General features: G+C 36.7%; 13 protein-coding genes. 6 read left to right on the top strand and 7 right to left on the bottom strand.

The features are described 5' to 3' along the window. From PHAL_RS0120885 to PHAL_RS0120855, 6 genes are all read right to left on the bottom strand, one after another. Nucleotides 1-550: sulfatase family protein (locus PHAL_RS0120885; RefSeq protein WP_029216278.1), on the bottom strand; the 550-nt coding region annotated here is incomplete at its 3' end. 97 nt (nt 551-647) lie between these two features. Beyond that, complete coding sequence (gene fbaA / locus PHAL_RS0120880; protein ID WP_016710383.1) at nt 648-1,724, bottom strand: class II fructose-bisphosphate aldolase; 1,077 nt, start codon at nt 1,722-1,724, stop codon at nt 648-650. Nucleotides 1,725-1,844: 120 nt separating this feature from the next. Beyond that, nucleotides 1,845-3,560: a membrane protein gene (locus PHAL_RS23285; RefSeq protein WP_016710381.1), complete on the bottom strand. Its 1,716-nt coding sequence runs from the start codon at nt 3,558-3,560 to the stop codon at nt 1,845-1,847. Nucleotides 3,561-3,700: 140 nt separating this feature from the next. Further along, nucleotides 3,701-4,993 (bottom strand): L-rhamnose catabolism isomerase, encoded by a 1,293-nt coding sequence (rhaI, locus tag PHAL_RS0120865; RefSeq protein WP_016710380.1) that lies wholly within the window; start codon nt 4,991-4,993, stop codon nt 3,701-3,703. Between the two features lie 26 nt (nt 4,994-5,019). Beyond that, nucleotides 5,020-7,212: a bifunctional rhamnulose-1-phosphate aldolase/short-chain dehydrogenase gene (locus tag PHAL_RS0120860; RefSeq protein WP_016710379.1), complete on the bottom strand. Its 2,193-nt coding sequence runs from the start codon at nt 7,210-7,212 to the stop codon at nt 5,020-5,022. Between the two features lie 772 nt (nt 7,213-7,984). Next, the gene (locus PHAL_RS0120855; RefSeq protein WP_016710378.1) at nt 7,985-8,344 is read right to left on the bottom strand and encodes a hypothetical protein; all 360 of its coding nucleotides are present in this window, start codon (nt 8,342-8,344) and stop codon (nt 7,985-7,987) included. Between the two features lie 697 nt (nt 8,345-9,041). Between PHAL_RS0120855 and PHAL_RS0120845 the strand changes: the two genes are divergently transcribed. From PHAL_RS0120845 to PHAL_RS0120830, 4 genes are all read left to right on the top strand, one after another. Beyond that, entirely contained in the window at nt 9,042-9,668 is a 627-nt protein-coding gene (locus tag PHAL_RS0120845; protein WP_016710376.1) for a DUF2026 family protein, read from the top strand. A gap of 171 nt (nt 9,669-9,839) precedes the next feature. Further along, nucleotides 9,840-10,799, top strand: a complete 960-nt coding sequence (locus tag PHAL_RS0120840; RefSeq protein ID WP_016710375.1) for a hypothetical protein — start codon at nt 9,840-9,842, stop codon at nt 10,797-10,799. 68 nt (nt 10,800-10,867) lie between these two features. After that, nucleotides 10,868-11,656 carry a DUF5677 domain-containing protein gene (locus PHAL_RS0120835; RefSeq protein ID WP_016710374.1) on the top strand — a complete coding sequence of 263 codons (789 nt, stop codon included), beginning with the start codon at nt 10,868-10,870 and terminating at the stop codon, nt 11,654-11,656. Nucleotides 11,657-13,379: 1,723 nt separating this feature from the next. After that, on the top strand, nt 13,380-14,447 hold the full coding sequence (locus PHAL_RS0120830; RefSeq protein ID WP_016710373.1) for a replication initiation protein: 1,068 nt from the start codon (nt 13,380-13,382) through the stop codon (nt 14,445-14,447). Between the two features lie 971 nt (nt 14,448-15,418). Here PHAL_RS0120830 and PHAL_RS0120825 read toward each other — a convergent pair. Beyond that, nucleotides 15,419-17,227: a glycoside hydrolase family 43 protein gene (locus PHAL_RS0120825; protein WP_016710372.1), complete on the bottom strand. Its 1,809-nt coding sequence runs from the start codon at nt 17,225-17,227 to the stop codon at nt 15,419-15,421. Between the two features lie 676 nt (nt 17,228-17,903). Between PHAL_RS0120825 and PHAL_RS0120820 the strand changes: the two genes are divergently transcribed. Continuing rightward, nucleotides 17,904-19,310: a sulfatase-like hydrolase/transferase gene (locus PHAL_RS0120820; protein WP_016710371.1), complete on the top strand. Its 1,407-nt coding sequence runs from the start codon at nt 17,904-17,906 to the stop codon at nt 19,308-19,310. A 340-nt stretch (nt 19,311-19,650) separates the two neighbouring features. Beyond that, nucleotides 19,651-20,880 (top strand): glycoside hydrolase family 88/105 protein, encoded by a 1,230-nt coding sequence (locus tag PHAL_RS0120815; RefSeq protein ID WP_016710370.1) that lies wholly within the window; start codon nt 19,651-19,653, stop codon nt 20,878-20,880. The last annotated feature ends 126 nt before the right edge of the window (nt 20,881-21,006 follow it).

Raw genomic sequence — 21,006 nt, 5'->3', positions numbered from 1 at the left:
AATAACGATCAGTCACCAGTAGAGTATGAAAATTCTTTAGGAAAAGTGTCCGGCTGGAGTTGACCAGAACACCACCACGTTTGTAGCTACCTTCCCACCATTTCCCAGATTGAAAAGAAACATAACCTTTTGACTTTAATAGTTGTGGTAATGTGTCTATATTGTCAATCTTAGAAATCAACTTCTCACGCTGTAGATTATGTTCTGCAGATCCCTTTTTCCCATAGACATCAAACGCAGGAGTATTACCTGTGATACCAATTGTTGATGCATAATAGCCTGTTGCGATCGTTGCTAACGAAGGTCGACATAGAGCTGTAGGTACATAGCTTCCTTTAAAAGTAAGGCCATCCCTTGCAAGTTTATCAAGTGAAGGAGTTTTAACAATTGGATGTCCCATAAATCCATAATCATACCAAGCGTGATCATCTGACAGGATCAAGACTATATTAGGTGGCGTATCTTCAGCGTATACAGGGCTAATTAAAAACGATAAGAAAACCCAATAGAACAAGGTTTTTATGCGGCTTATAATATTTTTATTATCCATAATCAATCTCTTTATATTGTGTGTAAAATCATTTTTTACTTGAGGTTATGTGTAACTGAGTATTGCTGAAAATACTCAGCTATTTTACTACTTAATATCAGTATCTATTGAGACAATTGAGTTCTTTAAAAGCAAGACAAAGCCGTGCTGCCATTGATAATTCAATCTGACGTAGCCAAACACGTGGGTCATAATATTTCTTATTCGGCGAGTCTGGGTTTGAAGGTGAGCCTATTTGTGTCTGTAAGAAGTCACTGTTTTCTAGATAATACTTATGAACTCCTTGCCAACAAGCCCACTGCGTATCAGTATCAATGTTCATCTTAATCACACCATAACCAATAGCTTCAGTGATTTCTGCTGGCGTAGATCCTGAGCCACCATGAAAAACAAAGTTTAAACTATTATGGTCAAGGCCATACTTCTCTTGCACAAATGCTTGTGAGTTTTTAAGAATAATAGGTGTTAATTTCACATTGCCTGGTTTATATACACCGTGAACATTGCCAAATGACGCTGCAATTGTAAATGCATCACTTACTTCGATCAGGCTTTCATAGGCATAAGCCACATCTTCTGGTTGTGTATAGAGCAATGAACTATCAATACCAGAGTTATCTACTCCGTCTTCTTCGCCACCCGTACAACCAAGTTCAATCTCAATTCCCATATCAAGCTTTGCCATTTTTGCTAGGTAAGCTTTACATATAGTAATATTTTCTTCTAAACTTTCTTCAGACAAATCAAGCATGTGTGAACTAAATAGAGGCTTGCCAGTTAATTTATAAAAATTTTCGCCCTCTTCTAGTAGCCCATCAATCCAAGGTAATAATTTTTTAGCTGCATGGTCGGTATGTAGAATAACCGGTATGCCATAGTGTTTTGCAACAGCATGAACATAATGGGCTGCTGCAATAGCGCCAGCAATAGAAGGTTGATGTCCAGTTAGTGACACGCCTTTACCAATAAAGAATGCTGAACCACTATAGGAGAGTTGGATTATAATGGGTGATTTACATTCTTTAGCCGATTCAAGCGCTGCATTAATAGAGTTTGTACTTACAACATTTACCGCAGGGTAAGCAAAGTTATTCTCTCGTGCATATTCAAATAAAACCTTCATCTGGCACTCGTTCACCACGCCTGATGGTACTAGGTCACGTAAATCAGTCATTAAAACTCCAATTAATTAACTATCAAAAATTAGCTTTTTTAAGCATAAAAAAAGCTACACAGAATTTAACAATTTTAAACCTGCGTAGCTTTATTACTTCTATAAACGAACTCGGTTATTTTATTTAGTTATGACCAGCCCTTGTTCAATCGTATTGGACGATTGATCTTCTTGGCTGATTTTACTTTTTTGTAAATACGCATATGTAGCACTTATAAAATAAACAAGTGTTGGAACGATAAGCCACGCTCTAATCGTTTCTATATCCTGATTTATATAAGCTGATACCCCAAGGAAGACACATGCTAACAGCGATAAATACGATGTAACTAAAGCGAAACGCGTTAATATTGGTAACGTCACTTTGTCATTCTGGCCATGATTGCTCTCTAAATTCTTTATATACGCTTTTTCAATTGCTTTTCGCTCTGTTTCTGCATTTTCTTCAGATTGTTGCTGCGGGTAAGATTTTTTTGCCCCCATTGCATAGGCTAATAAGCAATATAAAGCAGTCGCGAAAATCCAAATTGGAATTAATATAAAGAATAAATGTAACGTGCCGGATGCTTCTAAATAATAACTCACAGCAAGTGAACTAAGCCATGTAATGATTGCAGCGTAATTAGTTGTATTGCCCTTATATTTAGACCAATAACGTGTGAAGCCTATACGAGGGAATAACCAATGTTCCGCAACAATAACAGCACCAACTGGCGCCATCATAAGCCCCATAATTCCTACAAATCCTAGTAATTGCGAAAATACAAAAGGGAAACAAGCAATAATTGTTGTAACAATACCAACCACTACTGTTACTTTTGTACGGCCCCATTTATGGTTTAATGAACTAAACGCAAGGCCTGCTCTATAAATTGTTGGGTTTGAGGTTGTCCAACCTGCGATGATTACAGCTATGATCCCACACGTACCTAACGCCTGATATGCAACAGCCCCTGGATCAAGCGCAACAATTGTCGTGCTGAGTAATATAGCTGCTCCCGCTCCCATAACACCGGCGCAGATCCACGCTAAATAATGGCCAATGAACATACCTAGGGCTGAAAAGTAACCATAACGAGAATGACGTGCAAAACGTAATAAGGTCATATCTCCCATACCACCATGCATCGCTAAATTAGCAACCCATGCGAAAGCTGCAACATGCCAAAAACCAATACCGCTGTCAGTTTGAACCCAGATAGACTCACTCGCAATATGCAAGAAATCATCAAAGCTACCGATTGAATCAACCCCGTTTGTAGCTGCTACTATTGTTGGTAATAAAACCAAAGCACCAACAAGGAACATTAAAATCATCCACGGCGCGCAAATTTCAGCAAACGCAGCAAGTTTCTCAAACCCTTTCACGGCCATAAAAACAACTACAGCCCCAACACCTAGTGCAACAAGTACAAACCTTAAATCTGTTGGATACCAGTCTACTTGTGGCGGAATATCAAAAAGTACGCGAACAGCGGATGCTGATACTGTGATCATTGCCCCTGCCAATACACAAAACAAAATACCGTTAATAACACTGTAAAGTTTGATTGTGCCTGGGCCTGCAATTTTTTCTAAATAAGCATAAAGTGTTAAACGAGTATCTGTAGCTATCGGAGCTGTAATTAAACCCCATGTTAGTACGGCGAGTAAGTTACCTAATAGTAACCCGAGTAAAATATCACTCGCCCCTACCCCCCATGAAACAAATAAAGCACCGATCACAAACTCAGTACCTGCAACGTGCTCACCGGCATAACTGCCTGCAAACGTATGAGCTGATTGTAATTTATTGGGAGAAACGGGTTGTGTTTCAAATTCTTCTGCTGTCGACATACTGCCTCCACTGCGCCAATTTTTTGTTCTTTTAATACAATTCAATCGACGATCTTTATTATTATGTGTGTGTTTCAAACTAAAAAACATGCAAAGGCGCTAAAATACCTCTGCATGTTTTTTCATGATTAAAGTTCGCTTTACACGATACCTGAACCATTACCGCCACTTGATGGACGTTTAGCTGCAACCGCAGAGCGATAACTTGCTTTACGGTAAGTAGCAATTGGATCAATAGCTCCACCTTTGCGTAGACGAGCCATTGCTAAGATTGGGCTAACATCAGTGTTAAATGCATTTTTAAGCGTGTTACTTGCCATTAACGCATCATTATTTTGCTGATATTCACTCAACTTCTCACGATCAACTAATAAAGCCGATACATAAGAACGCTGAACACTTGCTGCAGAGTTCATTAAACTTTCAATCGGGTCAGTCACGTTATGTGATTGATCTAACATGTAGTTAGGATTAAAGCCTTCTTGATTGCGATACTGTGCATCAACCAACTCGTTAAAAATTAAGAACTGTTGATATGGGTGTAAGCTACCGCTATCTAGGTCATCATCACCATACTTACTATCGTTAAAGTGGAAACCACCTAACTTTTTAAATTGAATCAAACGAGAAACAATCATTTCAATGTTTACGTTTGGTGCATGGTGGCCTAAATCAACTAATGATTTAGCTTGTGGGCCAAGCTCCATAGCTGCAAGGATATTACTACCCCAGTCTTGAATGATAGTTGAGTAAAAAGCAGGCTCAAACATTTTGTGTTCAATATGTAGTTCCCAATCACTTGGTAAGCCAGCATAAATCGTTTTCATACTTTCTAAGTAACGCTCAAAAGCACTTTGGAAATGTTGCTGACCTGGGTGGTTTGAACCGTCACCAACCCAAACTGTTAATGTTTTTGAACCAAGTGCTTTACCCCATTCAATACAATCAAGGTTGTGCGCAATAGCTAGCTCACGTGAAGCTGCACTGGTGTTACTTAAACTACCGTATTTAAAGCTATGTTCTTGACCTGGTTGATCTTGGAAAGTATTCGAGTTAATCGAATCCCAGCTTAAGTTCAGCTCATCAGAGAACTGCTTTAACTCTGTAAAATCATCTACTTTATCCCAAGGGAAGTGTGGCGATACACGCTCAGTACACTGAGATAAATCATTGATCACAGCACTATCTTCAAGCTTTTCAAAGATATTACGCGGCTCACCTTCACCAGGGAAACGAGCAAAACGTGTTCCGCCTGTACCTGTGCCCCAAGATGGCACAGCTATTTGAAAAGCTTCTGCTTTAGCTGTGACTTCTTCGATATTAATATCATTGCGAGCAAGTTTGTTGCCTAATGCTTGATAGTCTTCATTTAAGTCGCTCAATAATTTTGCGTTTTCATCTGCAATTAGAGCTTTATCAATACGTTGTGTCATATTCATTAATCCTGTTTATTATTATCTTAGCGTAAGAAGGCTTCGTGAAGACCACCATCAACACTAATAATCTGACCAGTGGTTTTGCTTAACTGACCTGATACTAAAAGATAAGCTGCCTCAGCTTGATCTTCTGGTGTAATAGGTTGTTTAGTCAGTGTTCTTTGAGCATAGAAATTAGCTAGTTTATCGCGAAGTTCATCATCTGAATCTTGCTCAGTAAATTCAACATTATATTTAGTCAAAGAGGCTAAAACACGGTCACGTGGGAACATTGTGCTACCTTTTACAACCGTTGCAGGCGCTAAACCATTCACATTAACAAGTGGTGATAGTTCAACTGCTAACTCACGAACTAGGTGATTAGCTGCTGCTTTTGATGTGTCATAGGCAAGCGAACCTTTTTTAGACACTGCGGCATTAACACTGGTAGTTAGAACAAGCGCACCTTTAAGGCCTTGTGCTTTCCAAATTTCGTTAGCTTCTGTGCCAACGATATAACCACCTTTAACATTTACAGCAAAACTTACATCAAATTGTTGGTCATTTGTCATGCCAGCTTGGCCTGGTGCTAAGAATACACCCGCGGTCACGATTACTTTATCGATACCGCCATAAGCTAAGGTAACAGCTTCAAACATTTTCTTAACGCTTTCACGGTCGGTAATATCAACACCTTGCGCGATAGCCGGGCCACAACTTGAAATCCCTGTACCAGCAACACCAATACCTTGGCCGTAGATAGCAGTTAATTCTTCAGCTGTTTTCTGTGCAGCTTCAACGCGCAGATCTGCACAAACAACATGAGCACCCTCTTTAGCAACGCGGAATGCAGTTTCTTTGCCGATACCATCACCCGCGCCAATTACAACCACTACATCACGTGCTAGCGGTGCTTCTTTTGGCATACGTTGTAGCTTAGCTTCTTCAAGCGCCCAATATTCTATATCAAACGCTTCTTGTTGAGGTAATGCCGTATATTCACTGATCGCTTCTGCACCACGCATAACTTCAATAGCGCAATTATAAAATTCAGTAGTAACACGTGATTCGCTTTTATTTTTACCCCAGCCGATAATACCGACACCAGGAATTAGAATAACGGTAGGACTTGGATCTCGCATTGCAGGAGAATCATCACGTTTACAATTATTATAATACTCAATGTAATCAACACGATATTGTTCAATGCCTGCATTTAGCTTTTCTACTAAGGTATCAAAATCATCTTCTTGTGGATTGAAATCAACATAAAGAGGTTGAATCTTTGTACGTAAGAAATGATCTGGGCATGAAGTACCTAGTTTAGCTAAACGAGGAGCATCAACACTGTTAACAAATCGAAGCGCAGTTTCATCTGTTTGTACCGTTGAGATAAACTTCACTTTATTAGATAAAAGACCACGTGCAACAGGTAAAAACTTCGTTAATAGCTGATTTCTTTCATCTTCTGGTAAGCTGTTATATTTAGCTCCACCAAAAGTTTGCTCACCTTTATCATGCTCTTCAATATAGCGAGCAGCAGTTTCAATTACCCATAAAGATGTTTCGTAACAGCTCTTACTTTCGCTATCCCAGTTAGTATGACCATGTTGACCTAATAAAATACCAACACTATCAGGTTTCTCAGCATAAGCTTCTTCACATACCTTAGCCGCTTCCCAACCTGGACGCATCCAAGGCACGTAAGCCATCTTTCCGCCCCAAATAACTTCGGTTAACTCTTTTTGATCTTTACAAGAAGCGACAGCGATGACTGCATTTGGATGTAAGTGGTCGACATGCTTTTCATCAATCATTGAGTGTAATGGGGTATCAATTGAAGAAGCACGAGGGTTCAGACAAAAGTTACAATGTTTATACATACCAATCATCGCATCTTCGCCAGCAGACTTATAACCCTTATCTGGAAATGCTTGGTACGTTTCGTCTAGTGCTTGTAGCTTACCTTGATATAAAGATGAAAAGTTTTCTTTCTTGGCTGTTCTTAAATCACCGCCTGAGCCTTTAACCCAGAGTACTTCAACTTGTTCACCTGTTAATGGATCTGTTTCCATTAATTTTGCAGAAGTGTTACCACCACCCGTATTAGTAATGCGTTGGTCAGCCCCTAAAATATTAGAGCGATAAACCAAACTCTCAATTGGGGTTAACTCATCTGCAACAGAGTCATCCCAGCTATAATTTACATGTTTATATTCATTTAGTTTGCTTGGCATCTTCTGATTAACTCCAGCTGTTAATTATTTTTAAACGTTTTACAACACTATTGTTCCAATATTACAGCGATAGCAAACACAGTCAAGCATTTTAAATCATTTTCAATCACCAATCATTCACTTGATGTCACTAAAGTCTGATATATCACTAATACATAAAGATTAACTTAATGAAAAAACATGAATTAATCATCAATCACGCTACGTCTGAGCGAAATTGACTCTAATCGCATGTACCCAAAATGTTTTTTGTCTGTAAATCAAAAGCGAACTATAGGAACAAAGTACACATATTCATTTATAGAGATTTACAAACTGCGGAACGCAAGAAGGGCAACAAGCCAGTAAAAATTAAGGCTCACTCCCCTGCCCTGCCATATATTTTTGCACAAGCTCAAAGGCATCTGGACGTAAAAGGTAGGATTTAAATCAGTACAGAAGCATATAGAGTTTTATAAAAAATATTAATAACTGACAAAGTAATTATCTGCTTTCCACAATGTGGAAAACAGGCTTTATTTTTACAGAGTTAAATATGAGATGTGCTTATTCCACAATGTGGAATTTGTCTTACCTTGTTCCATACAATTTTTAAGCGACGTTTCAGTAAGTTAAATCGAAGTGTTGAAATATAATATTACGTATCTCAGGTGAGTTCTTAGTAATGCATGGGGTTAATAAAGGTATCTAAAATTAAAAGTTGCTGACAAATGCCTGCACGCCCTAATGAATAAACTTTATACTGTACAAAATATAATAATTAGACTTAGCTTCATTCTTGAAGCCATTTGTATGCTTTTTCTATGTCTAAAAAAATTCCAGAGTTTTTATCTGCATATTTTTCTAGTACTTGAACCTGAATATTATTAGAAACAACAAAAGCAGTTTTTGTACATCCTTTAATAGTGAACCAATTCCAAATTGACTGACACTTTTTAATCGTCTCCGGTGAACCTAGGACCTTTTGATCCCACATTTCTATACGCTTCCAATCTTTCGGAGCCTTATTCAAAACAGACTGCTTTAATAATGGTACATTTACATCTATACCTTCTTCGTTGAATTCATCCTCTACGATTAATTCAAAAACGTCTTTTTTCCAAGTGAAAGAAATTTTTCCATGACTGTCCATAGTATCCTTAATACTGTTTTAAATTTCACAACTCACAACATAACTATAGAGCTACACTCCTAGTTATTATTTATTTTAAACTGGGCTTCACTTTCATAATTTCATTATAGAACATGATAAAAAGTTAGCTTAATCTCCCCCTACTCTAAAACTAAATAACTTTTGCTGTGTAAGGCCGTCAACACGTGATATCTGCAAAGCTAATGAAATATTTGATGGTATCTGCTGAAAGATTTTTTATAACTAGCAGGATTCCACATTGTGGAAAGGCGGAGTGCTTACTTTTCTTTAGAATTTAAGCAAATATAACTTTTCCACAATGTGGAATTTAAAATCAAGAATGCTTAAACACACAACGCCCAACACCTTTGTGGCATATACATTCAAGCGTAACTTGTTTCTGCCCCAAAACGAGTAAACGTAATTGCTCTAAGGGCGACTTTGAGCGAAAACCGGTCATAGAAAAGTTAAATTTATTCCTACTTTTTTGAGTAGGGTTATAACTTTGTCCGATAACATTATTAACCACCGCTTTGGGGCAAAATAACAAGCATAATTCCTAGCTATTTTAATTACCTGTTTACAAAGGTAATTATTGGTGAAATTATCAGGGTATGTAATACACGCCGTTTTAGTTTTTTATAAATCACCAAAATGGCGTTCCTCAAGATGTTAGGCAATACAAAGAGCTATCGAAATGAAATTTGATATTACATTAAAGCAATATGAGCTAATCTATAAGATTGTTGCAAGTGTCGGCAGAGAGCTTTCTCACGGTGCGGGCAAGTCTTGTCAGTTCTATAATGTAAATGGGGCATTCATTTTAGAGAAAATATTTAAGGTGAAAGCTAGGCCTGTCATGGGTGCAGCCTTTATACGGCTAACTGAAAGTGGAAATACTTTATCCTTCGCAGGCGAAGAGGATGGTAGTTTTTATAGCAGTCCAGATGCATTCCATTGCTGGGTAGAAACTGAGAACAATATTATAGATTTTACAGCTCCAGAATATAGGGAAGCCTTAACTCTAGCTGGTTCAGAAAACATAATAAAAAGAAACATGTTCCAGAAAGAGAAATCTTCAATGGCTGAAAGTCCACTCAAAATGATAAATGTTGGTGATTTTTACCTTGAGCCAAACCTAGAACTTACCGGCTATTTATTAACTAAAATATTTGAGAAACCAGCCTCTCAGGATTTGACCAAAATATGTTTAGAGTGGTGCAAAAAAAGTAAGAAGAAGATTTCTAGCTTCAATATTACTAATGACCTAGGTGAAATAATTTATTTAACACCTGTAAACAACAGCATTGGCGGGGCATGGTAATGTCTAACAAGTTTGTCAAAAGGACATTTTTTGTTACGCTCTGTTTGCGATGGCTATGCTACTTTGCTGTAAAACTCGACTACACAAAAACGCCTGATACAAATGCGCTTTAGAGCCTGAGAAGTTTTTGCATTTGGTTTAAGTCGTTTTGACCATGAAAAAGGAATTTCAATGAGCAGTACAGTAAACTTATTTGAGCTTCACTATTACTTTAATAACGATTCACACTTAATCGACGCATCGTTGCGAAATAGGTGTGAAGGTGAAGTATTAGCAATCCTTAATGAAGCTGCCTCAATTTTATCCATTGATGTTTCCTTATATTCTAGTATCCCCAGCGAAGGTGGGTTTAGAGACTTTTGGAAAGCAATGGGTAAAAATAGTAATCAAATCACAATATTATTAGTAATCGCGACGATAGTTCTCTCTCGAATTCCTACAACGGATCCCGAAATGGAATCTTTAGAGAAAGAAATTAAAAAGCTTACTATTGAAGAGAAAAAATTGAACATAGAAAAGCTTAAGCTTGAACTCGAAAGTAAGCTAGTTTCAGAAGTCGATAAAAACATAATAAAGAAAGCTGCAAATGTAATAGACAAAAATCTCAAAGTAGTGAAAAGAAGATCAAATCTTTATAGCTTGCTGTCAAATGAAGACACTATAGATAAGGTGGGTTTTACCCTTTCAGACTCTAATAGTGGTGAAAATTTTAGTGATGAGCGGCAGATATTAAGAGAAAATTTCACTAAATTTATTTTACGCTCTGACACCCTTCGTGCAGATGTTGACGAAAATGCTGTTATTGAAATTATCTCTCCAGTACTCAAAGAGGGCCGTTTTAAGTGGAAGGGAGTCTACGAAGAATCTGTAATTTCCTTCGATATGAATGATGCAGATTTTAAAGAAGATGTTCTACTTGAAAATATAGCTTTCAAACATGGTTCATGTATAAAATGTGTATTGAGAAAATCTAGAGAGATAGACGAAGTTGGTGAGGTTAAGGTCACTGGCTATGCCGTTACAACTGTTGTAGAAGTAATTGAAGGCGATGATGTGCGTAAAACTAAACAAGGTATAAAATATAGCCATACAAAAGCTCTTAAAGATTCACAGATAGATTTTTTTAGTTAACGGCTCTCACAGGCACATCATTTTCATTCACTCTGCTCATTGGAGCGGGTCAATTGTATAGGAGTTTTATGCGTCAGATTCTGAAAGAAACTATCGACTTTTCAACTGATAAAGCTGTGTTATTTCAATTTGAATCTAGAAGTAAACTAGCAGCTTATAGTATGGGGATTTACTGTACATTAATTGAATTATCTGAATCATTTTATACATTGATTCAAACCCAGAATTATACAGGCTCTCTTTCGATATACCGTTCATTTATTGAGAATTTCGTTGATTTGAAAAACCTCAAGTTAAATGGACTTTATGTAAATCAACTAGATTTCGGTAGCTACGAGCAAAATAAACGGATGTTTAAGGCTGCCAAACAAGGTAATCCTTATCTAACTTCTATTGCTCAGTACGCAGATAATAAAATACCTGAAGTAGAAAATGAAATTAAGCTGTTAAAAGAAAGTAACAACTTTAAATTGTGCGCAAATATTTATGAAAAATTTAGCTCAGCTGGGATGGAAGAAGAGTATAGAGGCTTATATCCAAAATTAAGCGCAGAATCTCACTGTAGTTTAGAGGCAATATTTTCAAGGCACTTTGAGCATGGCAATATGGAAAATAAAGTTAATTTGGTTATTCATAGCAAAGATACCGCTACTGATTACGAATTTTACATTGCTAACCTAGCTAATTATCTAATTACAGCAGGAATATTGGTTGCCAATATATTAGAAGGTCAACAACTAAGAGAATTCGAACTGAAAAAAGAAAAAATCATTTCAGCGTTGACGCAAACATTTAAGACTGCATTTAAACCGAGTGAAACAGAGGGTTTGGCTCCGCTAAACATCTTAACCAACTAAATTTTGCCTGTTAACAGGGTGTACTAACGTCCGCTCATGGCACAGAACCGTCCTTCGGCTCTGACTCATTTCTGTCCAAAAATGAGTTAGATCGACCGTCTGAATTCACAACTCAAAGCCACCTTTCCCCTAACGCTTGTATACAGTAATTGCTTTATCAATAGCTTTAACAAGTTTACTAGCCAAATATAAATATCTAGCTATATATCGTACGAGTTGAATCCTTAACGAGATAGGGTAGGGGGTGTCAGCTTTATTAGAAAGCTTGCTATATTTGACCACTTTTTTCGTTTAAATACTTCCGGTTTTAGTGCTCGCCATAATTTTTATAGCCACATTTGGGCATGAAGTTGTTTATTCCACATTGTGGAATATCGTTAAATCCAATTAAACGTAATGGATTAACCCTATGCACTTATCTATCAATATAAGTTTGAACCGCAATATTGATGATAATTTGAAAGTAGGGGAGGGGGCTGAAAGCTACCAGCTATAAATAAGCTTTCCACATTGTGGAATGACTTAACTCGCTTTTGACTTTAATTATCGGTGTACTAGATATGCTTCTCTAAAGCGCTACAATACACGCAACTCTAAAAATGGCATCATTTGCTTTAACCATGTTTTAAGATAACAGTATTCTGGTGCACTACACCAGAATACTGTTATCTTAAAATGAGTGCTTACTCAAACAACACAATTCAATTGTTGATTTGGCGTAAAACAACTCTACCACCTTATCAAAACACCAGAATTATGTGTTTTTCCTTTTGAACATACCTTAAAGCTGGTGTTACACACCAGTTTTACGTTATTTATTAGTTTAAATACCAGAATGCTGTTATCAAGCACCAGAATAAAGTAACCATTTATGATCCTAATGGCTTGAACCAATGACAAACACCACTTTCGAGGTATCTTAATAAGTATTTACCAGTAATATGTCATTTATAGCTTAAAAAACATTCGCTTTAGATTTTAAAGTTACATAAAACTGGTTATTACACCAGAATCAAGTTATCTAAAACGCTAAAACCACCAGAATGATGTTATCTAAGTATGTAAAGTCAATAGAACTTAAGGTTTGGCACCAGATTTATGTAGTCTAAAACAAATGAAAGCCAGAATAGTGTTATTTAAAGTAGGCTTTAACCGCAATTTAACTTTGAGATTAGAGCAAATGGTCACTCAAGTTACCAAACACACCATAAATATGTAATCAAAAACGTTTAGATGACACTTTTCTGGTCTAGCACACCATAAAAGTGTATTCATAAATATGTACACATGACAGATAAAACCGTTTCTAAACCTAAAAACAGCACGATAGGCTAGTACCAATGAGTTTACGTTACATAAAACTGGTGTCTCACACCATTTTTATGTAAACATAGAAATCAAAAACAAATAACTAACCACCTCTAAAAATAAAATATATAAACTGAAAATCAATTACTTATATAAAAACCTAGCCCTGGGACTATAAACTGTAAGGAAAGAACGGCATAGAGTGATATTCATGATCCAAATATAATGACACATTTATGGTGAAAAGCCGGTTTGTTTACACTTTTATGGTGTAACTCACCACTTTTATGTACTCTTAAGATTAAAAACACCATAAAAATGTATTGATAGGTTTAATGTTTACATATTTCTGGTGAAAAAAACCAGTATTGTGTACACTTAATAATTATGAATACAGATTTGTGGTGATAGCCGGATGACCAAACAGTTAAGTAATAAGCCAATTTCACGAAATAACTTGCCTAAGCACATCAAGCAAGGCCATAAACTCGTGTTTAGCCGTAAAGATCTATCACAACGTGAAGCTGATTTGTTTGCGTTAATGATGGCTCAAATGAAAAGCGGCGACTGGGCAAATACAACACCACAGTATACTTTCACCGCAAGCCAATTGTCTGAATGGCTTAAGATAGACTCAAAACATGTTGGTTCGATTCTATCTCCTGCCGCTGAGCGTCTTTCTAGCTATAAGATAGGTATTAAAGTCGAGAACGAAGATGGGGACGAAGACTTTGATTACAAACCATTATTCAAACGTATTAGGTATAAAAAAGGGCTACTGACCATGGTACCAAACGATATGCTAGAGAGTGAGTATATCGAATACCGACAAGGCTTTGCGTTGATCACAACAAAAACTTACCTTGATATTAAACAAGAGTATGCAAAGCGCCTGTATGAGATTCTAAGCCGCTTTAAGAAAGATGGCTATGAGATGCATTTCATTAAAATTGAAGAGCTTAAAGGCCTATTTGGGCTGCTAGATGAAAAAGGTAAATTAAAGAAAAACAAAGCTTCGTTCGCTAACAACGGCGTATTTATGAAACGCTGCATTAGAGACAGTATTGAAAAGCTGAGTAATCACCCTATAGCCAGAAAAGAGTTTTTATTTTTAAATAGTGAAAACAACGAAGTAGGGTATGAATTAAGAACTCAAGGTAAAAAAATATCAGAAATTAAGTTCTTAGTTCGCTGGGTAGACAAAGGGACTGTAGAAGAGCTTAATACTCATGATGCTTTAAAAATAGTTAAAGAACTTATTTCTAAACAAGTGACCAGTAAGCAAAAGCTTTCACCGGCTGAATTAACACAATTAATGCTGGCATATAGGTATTTAGGCCAAGATGAAGAAGCTGATAGAGTTGAAAAAGCGCTACAAGCATTTCAAAAGTCAGAACCTGAATTTGAAGAATATGAAGAAGAGAAAGGTGTTAAAGACGAGCTAGCGTCAATAATGCAATTAACAAAAGATATTGAGTACTAAATCACACCATAAAGGTGTTATCTTAATACCAATTTGCTGATCAGTAACACCAATATTGTGATCAACTTGACCAGTAAAATGATCTAAAACACGAGTTTTGTGATCAACAACGCCATAAATGTGATCTAAAAGGGCCTTAAAATTACTTAAAATCAGTATGTTACAAGGCCTATAGATCTAATATTATTTATAGTTCTTTATATTAATAATAGAATTTATAGCGTGTGTGGATATGTTGATAACTATTTTCAACATATGAATTATCGTTTAAAGATTTAAATTAGACTTTTAATAACCATAAAATTACCTTTATAATGACACACATTAGTTTGTATCTTTATGTTTTTTATAGGTATAAATAGACTACGCATATATTGATGATCGTAATCTGAAATATATGTAACTTAATAGTCATTAAATAGAATCAAAAACGAACTCATAAAAGGTACGGTTATCTGCAAAGTAAAACTCTAACCCTGATAAAAATTTACTTGGTTTTTATCTTCATATAGGTTGCAAACATTGTTCACAAATTGACATTCCCATTCCAGAGTGTTTTTGAACCATGAAGGCCAATTACGTCCGTTAATAATCTCGTGATTACCTCGCACTAGAAATAGGTCAATTCCTGCATTCTATAATGGCGAAGCTACTTAATCCATCTATTGAACATAATCTGATTCTGATCTGTATTCAGTAATATCACCGGTTGCTAAAACAAGGTCAACATTAAGCTTCAATCATTTGGCCTGCAACAGCTAAAGTGAAGGTAAACTTATAAATGCCATAATTCTCATATAAAGAAAAGTTGATTTTCAGTCACGATTTAAAAATTGGGAAAGGGGAACAGTTAGATTTATCACACGGTAGTAATAGTGTATTCCACAATGTGGAAAATACATTTTTGGGTAGGAAAGAGATGAAAAGTTGAAGTAGCTCCCTCTGAAAAACAAAGGGAGCAATGAAATATACTAATTTTTAAATACTTGTGAAGAAGCCGCCTTTGGGCCATCGTAATCATATTTAAACCAATCAACATCTATGTAACCAGCATCCTCTTTTTCATTCCATGAGAAGAAACCTAAACGGTCACCAGTCCATTTACCAAAAGCTATAGTGAATGTTGGTCCAAATGCTTTAAAGCTCTTTCCATCAAAGCTGTATTCATAAGTAGCCTGATTTCGAGCGTTAGATGTTCGAACAAATAATGTATCGCTGGTTAATTCTGGGCCTATAGTTTTTTCACTCATTCCATTCATATAAAATAGATGCTTCTTGCCTTGCTCATCCATTTCAACACCTAGAAGATTAAAAATCCCACCATATCGAACGAAGCCAGCTAATTGATTAGGTTTCATACCTGATATATCAAATTTAGCAACAGCTGTGCCTGTAGTGATCCCCATCATTCTTTGACTAAGAGTATTGTTTGCTCTCCAAAAATCACCATCAGAGCCGTCATTATTAGTCCATTCATTGATCTTTGGACCATGACCTTCTTTATTAGGTAATACTTTACTGGCTTTTAGACGTAACCAGCCTGGACGCTCAGTTAAAGACCAATGGCTATCTCTAGGATTATGGTTCCACTCCCATTGCAACCCTAATTTTGTTGATGAAAAATCATCGTCACTTTTAGGGGCTGTGATAGGGTAACCATCAATAGGTTTTTTGTAGCGTTTAACTGGTTCGCCAATACCATCATTATCTTCGTCAACACCAATAATTGGCCAACCATCAACCCAAGTAACGGGTTCTAATACCTGAGGTCTACCTTGGAATGGAATATCATCATTTTGAATTAGCTGATGCATATACCACCAAGAACCGTCAGGGGCTTGCATTAGACCACCTTGGCTAGCACTGCGGTTATTGAATTCAGATCCTTTTTCTAAAACAGTTTTCACTTCGTAAGGGCCGTATATACTTTCTTTTGAACGAAGTACTAATTGTTTTCTGTCATTTTTAGGATTTTTAACACCAGGTTTGGTGGATTTATCGCCCATAGTCCACTGAGCCATAAAGATGTACCAAGTACCATCAATTTTATAAATTTTGGCCGCTTCTGCGCCTAAGCCGGTATGAACTAGTTTGCCTTCATCTAGAATTTTTGTTCCATCCCAGCTCATTTCATAAATACGGTTTTCATTACCTTCTATTTTATTGTCAGAAGACTTTTGTTTTGCACCAGTATTAATGATTACATAAGCTTTTCTTGTTTCTTTATCCCAATAAACAGCAGGATCATCGAGTACATCAGCTTTTGGCAACATCATTATTGGCTCACTCCATGGGCCTTCAATATTATCAGCTGTTGTGACCATTAAACCGTGTTGATAATCTATCTGATATACGTACCACTTTCCTTCGTGATATGCGATATCGCCAGCCCAAGTACCAAATGAATAACCGTTCATGCGATCCCAATTATACTCAGGAGCCCATGATAGCTTAGGAAATGCATGCCCAACGTTGGTCCAATTCACCATATCTTTCGACTTTAGGATAGGCATGCCTGGAGACATATGTTGTTTAGAAGTGATCATATAGTAGGTATCACCAACTTGCTCTATATCTGAGTCCGGGTAATCTGCATTTAATATTGGATTAATATAAGTACCATCCCCCTGATCGCCAAAACTACCTACTTGCGCAGGGACTTGTTCTTTTACATAGGGCGTTGTTGACTCACTGTCTACATGAGCATTACAACCGGATAGAGCTGCAACTAGTGATAAAGTTAATGCACTTAGCTTTGTACTTCGTAATGTAATTTTCATAGTTTCTACTTTTCTTGTGTGTATAATGATTTATTTTGATTGTTTTAGCTTAATTTTGATAACTGTTTAAGTCAACCATCAAAAAATCTAACCTCTATTAATATTGAAATTAACATAATTGAGTGAATTACACGCAAAAGGTTTGTTTAGATATAGCTAACTCTGTGAAGTTAAGGGGTTATCTTGAATTGAGAAAAGTATATAAATTAATTGAGTGTGTATTTTATTTTTTGCTAGGAGCCTTTGAATTTATGACTTTTTTATAAGTGACGGTTAAAGTTGGGCGATCTGTGTGTCACTGTTTTAGAAAGGTAGACGCATCATTTTTAGTTAATATAACTTGTCAATATTGTGTTTTTTGTGTGAGAATCGTCATTATCGCTCATAATTTGTCTTGGTCGCTCAATTTAACTTAGTGCTTTCGAGTTGATTAATAACAGGGGGTGGCAAATATAAATAGCCACAACTTATTAATTTTTAACAAAATAGTCAAGTTGCGCCAATTCAAAGTTAACAAAAACCGAAATCAGTGTGGAAGAATGTTTTACTAAGAATGGGCTTAATTAAAGTATTTGATCTTATTTTTATATTATTGGTACTGCGATAACTATGATGGGTTTCATACTTTAGTTCAAATAGACATTTTAATTTTTCTACAGAAAATTAAGGAATAAAAATGATAAAAAACACACACAAGTTATTAGGTGTTGTAGGTTGCCTACTATTAGGTTTATCCAAACCTGTATTTGCAACTGAAAAACCAAATATTATCTTTATCTTAACTGATGACCTTGGCTTTAATCAGGTTGGGGCATATGGTAACACCCCAATCAAAACCCCAAATCTAGATAATATCGCTAACAACGGTATTCGATTTGACCAAGCCTATGCAGGCAACACTGTTTGTTCTCCATCAAGAGTATCATTGTTTACTGGTCGTGACGGTCGCTATATGACTAACAACTCTAATACAGTTCAATTAGAAGAAAGTGATATTACGGTTGCACATGTATTGAAGTATGCAGGTTATGATACTGCATTATTCGGAAAATATTCGATTGGTTCACAGATGGGCGTTACTGATCCATTAGCGATGGGCTTTGATACTTGGTACGGAATGTATTCTATATTAGAAGGCCATCGCCAATACCCGCAAATTTTATGGCGGGATGGTAAAAAAATACGTATTACAGAGAATGAAGGTGGCAAAAAAGGGGCTTATGCGCAGGAGTTATTTGCCAATGAAGCGATTGACTATATAAATCAAAAACGTGAAAACCCATTTTTTGTTATGTTAACTTTCTCTTCTCCACATGCTGAGTTAGCTGTACCGGAGAAATACAGCAAGCAATATTCTTTTAAAGAAACACCATACACAGGTATGTCTTCTGGAAAACCAAGTGATAAATATGCAGCTTACTACCCTGAGCCGGTAGCAAAACCTAATGCTACTTTAGCGGGCATGGTAAGTGCATTAGATGATTATGTTGGTCAAATAACGAAGGCGCTTGAGAAAAAAGGCATCCTAGATAATACGCTGATTGTATTTACGTCTGATAATGGGCCGCACGATGAAGGTGGAGCTGATCCTGAGTATTTAAAAGCAGCCACACCTTATAAAGGACAAAAGCGTGATCTTTATGATGGTGGGATCCACGTTCCTATGCTTGTTCAATGGCCTGACAAAATCAAAAAGTCCCGTGTTGATAATACTCCATGGTTATTTGCAGACGTCTTGCCAACTTTAGCTGATATTACGGGTGTTGATCTTAATATTATTCCACGAGTTAGGACTAATGGTGTGTCTATTAAAGGGCTCCTTAATGATAAGCCTGAGCCGCAGCCTGAGCGTGTGCTGTATTGGGAATTTGCTAAACAAGTGGGTGATCCAAACTCAGGGATAATTGGTGATACATACCAAGCTGCCCGCAAAGGTGATTATAAGGCTGTTCGCTATGGCTTTGATGCAAAGGTAGAGCTATACAATATCATTAAAGATCCTGGTGAGAAAAACAACCTTGCTTCAAGTAATAAAGCACTTACAAAAGAGTTTTTCGAGCTTTTTGAAAAGTATAAGGACTAAATGAATTTGTTTTAATCATTGTGGTGGGGCAACCACCACAATGACGTTTTAATAAATCCAGATCCTACAATCTAAGGTAGATTATAGTTCGGCACATTTTTACTCTATCTCATCCATTAATATATCTTTAATCTTTATCGCTCAAATTGTTGCAAATTAAGTCACATTGTTTTATTGTTATTGCATATTCGTGAATTTTTATAATTTGTAATGACTCAGTCTACTGTTTGAGAAATTCTGTCGAGTTATTGGCACTCACTATATTTTTACAATAGACAACAGTATTTATGCGTGAAGTTGGTAACTTTCGCTCACACACAATAATAATTAGGGTTTCGAAATGAAAAAAACAATGAAATTAGCACTGCTACCACTGACAGTTGGTTTGTTGCTTACAGGGTGCTCAGAGCCAAATACTCAGAATCAAATTAAGACTGAGAAAGCTGCAGTAGCGCCGATAGAGGCAGGCAACGCGGATTCTATCGTCAAGTCAGCAAGAGATATTGCGAATAGAGCCGCTGATTGGCAGATATCGCATCTTGATGATCTATCTTATATTCCTGAGTCACATCGTGCAAAATCAGAAAACCCTAAATTTTGGATTCAAGCTTCATTTTATATTGGTCTAACTCGTTGGGCTGAAACAACTAAAAATCAAGATTACACTGACTTTATAGCTGCAATGGCTAAAGAGCAGAATTATGAATTATTATTAGACCGCCCTTACCATGCTGATGATCATACTATCGGCCAAACATATTTATGGCTAACAGAACAAACAGGTAATACCGACGCTTATAAGCCGACTCAAAAATTATTTGATCAAATTTTAGCAAATCCGCCACAAGTTGGATTGGAAATGCGAGATGAAACAAGCTCTACGCAAAACGGTGCTCATTTTGAAGGGAACTGCCAAGATCGTTGGTGTTGGGCTGATGCATTGTATATGGCTCCAAGAACATGGTTAAAGCTAAGCAATGTTACAGGCGATCCTAAATATTTTGACTACGCAGATAAAGAGTTTTGGGCTAGTGCAGATTATTTATTTTCTGATAAGTATGGGTTGTTCTTCCGTGATAGCCGTTATTTCGATATGAAAAGTGATAACGGAGAACCTGTATTTTGGGGGCGCGGTAATGGCTGGGTATTTGCTGCAATTCCATTGATTATTGATGATCTACCTATGGGGCACCCATCTAAAGATCGTTATATTGAATTATATAAAAAGAATGCAGCTGGTTTGATGAAATTACAACGTGAAAACGGTTATTGGCCAGCTTCATTGATGGATCCTGACATTGTTAAAACACCAGAAGTAAGTGCAACAGGCTTTATTACATTTGGCTTAGCATGGGGTGTTAATAACGGTATTCTGACCGATCAAAAGTCAAAAGACATCGTAGAAAAAGGTTGGCATGCTCTCGAGCAAGCAGTGGAACCTAACGGTCGAGTAAATTGGGTTCAGCATGTTGGTAAATCACCAGACCCAGTTAAAAAGACTGACTCACAGCTATATGGCGTAGGTGCTGTTCTTCTTGCCGCTTCCGAGATGGTGAAGTGGGAAGGTTAACAGCCTTTAAAATTTTCAAGTAACTCCCTTACTTTTTCCTCAATAGAGGTTTTGAAAGCTTATTCCTATTAACTGTAATGTTAATAGGAATTTTTCGGCGGTAGGGTTTTATTGTGTCGTATTCGC

Origin of the sequence: Pseudoalteromonas haloplanktis ATCC 14393 (assembly GCF_000238355.1) — a bacterium.
In the GTDB taxonomy this organism is placed as follows: domain Bacteria; phylum Pseudomonadota; class Gammaproteobacteria; order Enterobacterales; family Alteromonadaceae; genus Pseudoalteromonas; species Pseudoalteromonas haloplanktis.
This window is presented reverse-complemented; position numbering and strand designations above follow the sequence as displayed.